This is a genomic window from Helicobacter suis, assembly GCF_902196135.1.
GTDB lineage: Bacteria > Campylobacterota > Campylobacteria > Campylobacterales > Helicobacteraceae > Helicobacter > Helicobacter suis_A.
This window is the reverse complement of record NZ_CABIKE010000022.1, coordinates 1-6814: the sequence shown is the minus strand read 5'-3', so window position 1 is coordinate 6814 and position 6814 is coordinate 1. Positions and strand designations below refer to the sequence as shown.

At 36.6% G+C, this 6814-nt stretch carries 4 protein-coding genes; all 4 read left to right on the top strand.

Translation table 11 applies throughout. The features are described 5' to 3' along the window. The first annotated feature begins 125 nt into the window (after positions 1-125). The 4 genes from G6Q06_RS08085 (at position 126) to G6Q06_RS08070 (ending at position 6372) form a co-directional block, all read left to right on the top strand. On the top strand, positions 126-1358 hold the full coding sequence (locus G6Q06_RS08085; protein WP_163566280.1) for a glycosyltransferase family 9 protein: 1233 nt from the start codon (positions 126-128) through the stop codon (positions 1356-1358). 3 nt (positions 1359-1361) lie between these two features. Next, positions 1362-1577 carry a LysE family transporter gene (locus G6Q06_RS08080; protein WP_205436014.1) on the top strand — a complete coding sequence of 72 codons (216 nt, stop codon included), beginning with the start codon at positions 1362-1364 and terminating at the stop codon, positions 1575-1577. A gap of 536 nt (positions 1578-2113) precedes the next feature. Next, positions 2114-4129, top strand: coding sequence for a DUF262 domain-containing protein (locus G6Q06_RS08075; RefSeq protein ID WP_163566279.1), 2016 nt, complete (start codon positions 2114-2116; stop codon positions 4127-4129). A gap of 2 nt (positions 4130-4131) precedes the next feature. Continuing rightward, a complete protein-coding gene (locus G6Q06_RS08070; RefSeq protein WP_163566278.1) occupies positions 4132-6372 on the top strand; it encodes a DUF262 domain-containing protein in 2241 nt (746 codons plus the stop codon). Positions 6373-6814: the final 442 nt, after the last annotated feature.

The window sequence follows — 6814 nt, the reverse complement described above, 5'->3', positions numbered from 1 at the left end:
GTGAACCTGCGGTTGGATCACCTCCTTTCTTAGAGAAATGCCCTTGCATTTGTTTGCAAGGGCCACAGGCTCAAGGCTCTCTTGCTTAGGTGTTGGAGACAAATGTTGCAAGGTTGTTAGGGGTTATGCTGTTTTTGTCTCGTGATTATGTGGATAAATTTAAGAAACAGTGCCGATCTTTTCTACTCTCCATCGCAGGTCGCCCGCTTTTCTTTTTGAGTTCTGTAGTGGTTTTAATGACGCGTAAGCACAGAACCCCCCCCTCTTGCAAAACCCTTTTAGTGATTAGGCTTGATAACCTGGGAGATTATTGTCTATTTAGAAATTTTTTACAACCTTTGCGTGAGACTTACGCGGACTATGAAATCACCCTTGTGTGCAATGCGGCTTATTACGAGATAGTTCAGGCCTGTGATGCAATTTACTTAGATCACATCATTCCAGTGGATATATCCAGGTGGCATTCTTATATCCATGGCTTTTTCTACCATCTTAAAATACTCTATCAGCTCTCATGTAAAAGCTATACAACCATCTTCATTCCCTTGCGCAGACGCAGTATTTGGGCAGATGACTATTTAGCCCGGTTCCTCCCTGCTAGCCATAAAATTTGCACACAAGAAGTACAGCTCCCTCATGACCCCTATAACATGTTTAACGATCCGACATTTTATACCACCATGATAGACACCTCATTTGCGCCTCTCTTTGAATTTGATCGTAATAGATATGTTTTTAGTCAGTTGTTAGGAAAACCTCTTACAGAAATCACCTATCATCTTGATCTGCCTTCTTTGCCAAAAGATTTCTCTCTCCCTTGCCCTGAAAAGTATGGTGTTTTTGTTTTAGGCGCATCAAGTCCTCGTAGAAAATGGGCTTTAGCCTCTTGGATACAACTAGCTCAAAAAATAGATCCCTCTTTTAAAATTATGCTGTGCGGTACTGCAGGTGAAGTTTTAGAAGGTACAAAGATTGAGCAATCCTGTCCACGCGTGCTTAATTTAGTGCATAAAACTAGTTTGTTAGAACTTGTACATGTGCTTTCTCAGGCTTCTTTTGTTGTATCTATGGAATCAGGTGTCCCCCATCTTGCAATGGCTCTAGGCTTGGGGCCTGTTTTTGTCATCTCAAATGGCAATGGTCTTGGGTATTTTGTACCCTATCCTCAACATCTTACTAGCGCCCGCTACCATGTTATCTATCATCCAGAAATAGAAGCGCTTTTACAAACCCCGCATGGCTTTGGTCGCTGCATGGAAATTTATAAAGATAATAGATTAGACTTACGCATATCCCATCCAGAATTTGCTAAGAGGGTAGCAGAAAAGATGTCTCCTGATTTTGTCCAAGATATTTAGTCTATCTATGGATTTTTCTGCCTGTGCTCTAAAACAAATATTAAAGGGGCGTTTTTGGCCGCTTGTGGTGTGTGTTTAGGTGTTTTTCTTTGGACTACTTTATCGCTGAGCGGATTAAAAATGATTTTTGAGACTTTTGCTTTAATGAGAATTTTACCCACTCTTTTGGGTATGTTTTATTTGCTGTACCTAGATTTTTTGCTAAAGAATTTGAAGTAAGAAGCGGATAGAGCAGATCTTTTTTGCGCCCTAATTTTTATGGGTCTTGCTTTCTATTTTTAATCAATTTTTTTAAGAGAACTAGATTCTTTGTATAGGATAAAAGTTTTTCTCTGTAAATCACCTACCCACTAAAAATGGGCGGGCTTTTAGCCCTATCTCTATTATAATAGGGCTAGGAAGTACAAGTGTACCCACACTTAGCGTACAAGAACCAACCCAACATACTACCAACAAACAAGTCTAAAAAATTCAGTTGCTTACCTAATTATGCTAAAACTTAATAATAACACCTTGGAGTACATAAGACTAGCTAAGCCCCACTAGGATACTCTTAGAACATACACCTACATGATTGGGCTATAGCCCCTTAATCTAAGGCAACAGCACCTCCTAGAAGCGCGGAGTAAAATTGATCTAAATTGTCCACCACAAGACTTCAAGTATAAGAAGTATTACACTCACAAGCTTTAAATTCCTTAAGAATAAAAGTGTTATTCTGGCGTTTCTTAAATAATTCTCCAAGGTAGCTACAGATGAAAAATAATTCTTTGTGCACTGTGGGAGGTCTTAAGGATCTCATCTTTAAAATACCGTCCTACCAAAGAGGGTATCGCTGGACAAAAATAGAAGTCAAGATTTTGCTTAAGGACATTACAGATTTTATTAAGGAGAAGGCAGGTGAATATTACAGTCTGCAGCCCTTAGTCGTTAAAAAGAACGAGGAAGTAGAGGGTAAGGAAGTTTGGAATGTAATTGATGGGCAGCAACGCTTGACAACTTTATTTTTAATCGTTAAGTACCTTGATGGTTCTGATTTATTTACAATTGAGTATGAGACAAGAAAGAAAAGTTTTGAATTTTTACAGGAACAGAATATTAAAAAGGAATCACAACAGGATAAAGGGCTTGATATAGATTTTTACCACTTTAAAGAGACTTATAAGACCATTGAAAATTTCTTTAAGGACAAACAGGACAACCAGAAGAAAGAATTTTATGAAACCTTACTTAATGAATGCAAAGTGCTCTGGCATGAAAGTCAAGATGAAGAAAAAGAAGTGTTTAGGCGCTTAAATAGTGGCAAGATCCCTCTATTAGAGGCAGAAAAGATTAAAGCTCTTTTTTTAGCTAAAACAGAGCAAACAGAGGAGGAAGATGAGATCAAAGAGAGGGCAGGGGAATGGTATGAGGCTGAAAAAAAGGCTAGGGATAATAACGATTTTATTTACTGTGTATTAGAGCATGTGAGCAAAGAGCATATCATGGAAGAAATGCAAGTTTTATCTGATGATATCCAAAGAATAGAGGTGTATCTTAAAGCGATTGTGCATAAAGACAGCGAAGATTATTTATTTGATCACTTTTATAAGTGTTATAAGAATAAAAAGATTCAAGCAGAATGGGGCAAGCTTGAAGAAGCAATCGCCACTCTCTCTGGCTTTGCCTCAAGAGGAGAAGAGCCAGTAGATAGAAAAATTTTTCATTACCTAGGGTTCTTGATTCAAGAAGGTAGTCATATACACGATTTATATCAAGAATGGTTAGAGGTAAGGGAGAAAGATAAGTTTGCAGACTATCTTTTTAAGCAAGTAAAAAAGAGTATCGGGTACTACGTAAAACTGAAAGGAGAAGGTGTAAGGGGAAAAGATAAAAGAAAAGAAATAGATGAGCTAACATTTGACGAGGATAAAGAAGCCCTGCAGGCACTTCTTTTGCTCTTTAATTTGGAATATCTAGTTAGGGATCAGTCTTCTAATGCCTATTTTGAATTCAATCGCTTTGTGCTGGAACAATGGAGTTTGGAACATGTTTATGCGCAAAAATCAGAAAGCGTAGTATCGGAGAAGGAATTAAGAATCTTGGCCGAACTAAGAAAGTTTACGAAGAGGCGCAAGAGCAAGAAAGAGGACGAGAACATAAAAAAGGAGAGTATAGAAAAAATAGCAATTCAGTTGAAAGAATTGATCAAGAGCAAGGAGGGTAGGGTAAGTAATGAACTCAAGAAAGAAATCAAAGAATTTTTAGAGAAATTAAAGAAAACAGAAGAAAAGGATTTATTTTCTCTATTTAGAAGCTTATTTTTGAAGATTGAAAAAGAACTTGTGCAAAAAACTAAAGGCTGGCTAGAGCAAGTGCAAAAGCATCTTGAAGATAAAGATAAGCCACTTAAGGCGGAAATCGAAGGGTCTTTAAATAAAAAGGATCAGGATTTTTTTCATATCATAGAAACACAGAGGTTACTCAAAAGAATAGATGAGGCTTATACAGGAGATGACTCCCTGCACACCTTGCAAAATCTCACCCTGTTAGATAAAAGATCTAATAGCGCTATAGGCAATCTCATCTTTAACAAAAAACAACAGAAAATCCAAGAGCTTGATGATCAAAAACGACTCATTCCTATCTGCACGCGGGAAGTGTTTAAAAAAGTTTTTTCTAGGAGTGGGAATAGAGGTGATCATATTTTTACCAAGGAAGACCAGGAAGACTATTTGAACGAGATTGTAAAATATCTAGAAGAATACGGCATTACAGTCCAAGAAGGATAAGCATGGAATCCTACACCTTTTTAGATTTTCTAGACTTTAAATTTTTAAAAGGGTCTACAGATAAGGTCCAAAAAATAGAAGTTCCCATGCTCCAAAGAGATTATGCGCAGGGACGACGATCGCAGATCGCCATAGCGAATGCTTTTTTAGATGCACTCTTTGTTGTCTTGGAAGGCAGATCTAGAAAACTTCATCTCGATCTTGTCTATGGCTACGAGGAAGATAAAACTTTCAAACTCGTAGACGGACAACAACGCGTAACCACTCTATGGCTTTTACACTTTCTCTTGTATAAGAGAGCTAAACAACTTGATACGATCAAGGATAAACTTAAAGGATTTAGCTACAGCACCCGCAAGAGTTCTAAAAATTTTTGCAGAAAACTTTTAGATAAAGAGAAGTATTTTAAAACGGATGTTTCTCCTAGCCAAACAATCAAACAGGGAGGAACATTTGGAGAACAAGAGGATTTAAACAATGATCCTACAATCAAAGCTATGGTTTCTATGCTCGATTGCATCCATAAGCGCTTACGGGACAAAAATCTAGAGGGTTTAAAGAGTTTGATCTCAGGATTAAAGAATATCTCCTTAAGTGTTATCAATATGCAAAACTTTGGCTTGGGCGAAGATCTCTACATCAAGATGAATGCTAGAGGTAAATTGCTCAGCAAATTTGAAAATCTCAAGGCATTTATAGAACAGGCAAATCTCCCTCCCAAATTGCTTGCGAATATGGATAACAAGTGGAGTGATTATTTCTTTGATAACAAAAAACCAAATACTTTTGATGATCGCTATTTCCATTTCCTGCACTATGCCAATGCCTTTTTTGCACTCGACTCTGAGAATCCCAACGGAGACAATAAGAACCAAGAAGGCCAAGAAAATATCACTATTACAGATATTTTGAATACAGAGCGTACCATTGGTAAATCCTATAGGTTTTTACAAAATAAAGATAATTTAGAGCTACTCGATCAAATGATTGACTGCTTACCAAAATGGCAAAGTGAGGGGAAAGAGAAGTGGTTTTTTAAAGTTGAAGGACCTAAGTTTTTTAATCAAAAGTTAGAGAACAAAGAGGTATGCTATTTCTTTGCACTTTTATTTATAATCAAAGCCGGTGCAGAAAAATTAGATTTGGATTATTTGCGCACATGTGGGCATTTCATAGAAAATCACCGCTTGGACAAACCCGAAGATATTGTAGGATTTTTTGAGCTTTTTAAAGAAATTTCTGGGGGGATTGGTAGCAATTTCTACGAGTTTTTGTCTGAACATAAAAGGGAATCACAGTTCCATGAAACAGTCTACAATCTAGAAAAAAGAAAAGCCAAACTTATCTCTGATAATCCAAATTGGAAAGAGGCATTAGAAGAAACAAGCGATCATAAATACTTAGTGGGTTATGTGGACTTTTTGCTAGATTTTAGCAAAATGAATAGCAAGGAAGATCTAGAAAAATTTAAAGACTACGCCAAATTGACAATGGATATTTTAGATACATTCTTTCTTAATGGTAGAGAGGATAATTTAGCGCTATTCCAAAGAGCGTTTTTGTGTTTTGGAGATTATAGTGTAGAAGCAACCAACCAATTTTTTGGCAACTGCCATAAGATGGGGATGTTTAGATATAGAGATCTTGTCTTTAAACTATTTAAAAACAAACCTGATGAAGGCAAGCCCTATTTCCAAAGGTTCTTAGATAATCTTTTAAATCCTCTCAAACAGACATTACAAGAAAAAATGAAATATATAATTAAGAATTACATTGATCCTCAGGGAGAAAAACTCTTAGACATTCCATGTCGACTTCAAGAAAGATTCTGGTGGGAACAACTTTTGATCCAACAAAAAGAAATGTTTGTGTTTATCAATAGTAGACAGGATAAAGAGTGTGGGAGAATTAAAATAGATTATCAGGACAACCAGGAAGTTTATCTTTTAGAGAGAAAAAACTTTTCTGAAAAAACATTTAAAGATCTTCTGGGTTATGCTTTGTATTGTTGCTGTAAGCAACAAGGAATCAAGGGGTTAAGCTCAGAATACGAAAATGGCAAGGAATCTCGCCAATTTACCATTAAAAATTCTGCTATTTTTGCAGATAGTAAAGAATCTGAAATCAAGATCGCAAAAATAAAATTAGAAGAACAAGAGAGAGAGGTAGAGGAATCCATTAAGATTAACCTTAAAGATGGCGACATTCTTAAGGAATTTGAAAGGGTGCTACTGAAATTATGAAAGTTGTAGAAAAGCAAAAGAGCGATCAAAAGAAGGATTTAAACTTCTAGGTGGCTTGCTTTAGCGCATTTCTTCTTATTTTTCCTCTTCTTCCTCTCATCTTTTTTATAGTATTCCTTAGATTTTTGTGGGTCTTTTTGCACACCAAGCCTTTTATTTACACTAAGCTGATACACGCTTTAGTATCCCCCATATCTGCAGTCTTTTTGAAGTATTTCAAAGTCTCTTTATAATCTTTTTTCCAAAAAGTTCCCCACAAAAATACAAATCTTCCAAGTCTTCATACCCTGGAGCAAAACTCCTATCGCCAGCCTTTTTGCCTTAATTCAAGCCCTTATAACTAGCAATAAAGCGATCTATGGCATCTTTGGCTATATCCCTCTCATCCATATCCTCAGCGCTCACCTCCTTATTGGCCTTGCGTGCTTTAGCCTTAGCTTTA

Coding starts and splice junctions, on each gene's coding strand:
- G6Q06_RS08075 (WP_163566279.1), top strand. CDS start 2,114: ATGAAAAATAATTCTTTGTGCACTGTGGGAGGTCTTAAGGATCTCATC.
- G6Q06_RS08085 (WP_163566280.1), top strand. CDS start 126: ATGCTGTTTTTGTCTCGTGATTATGTGGATAAATTTAAGAAACAGTGC.
- G6Q06_RS08070 (WP_163566278.1), top strand. CDS start 4,132: ATGGAATCCTACACCTTTTTAGATTTTCTAGACTTTAAATTTTTAAAA.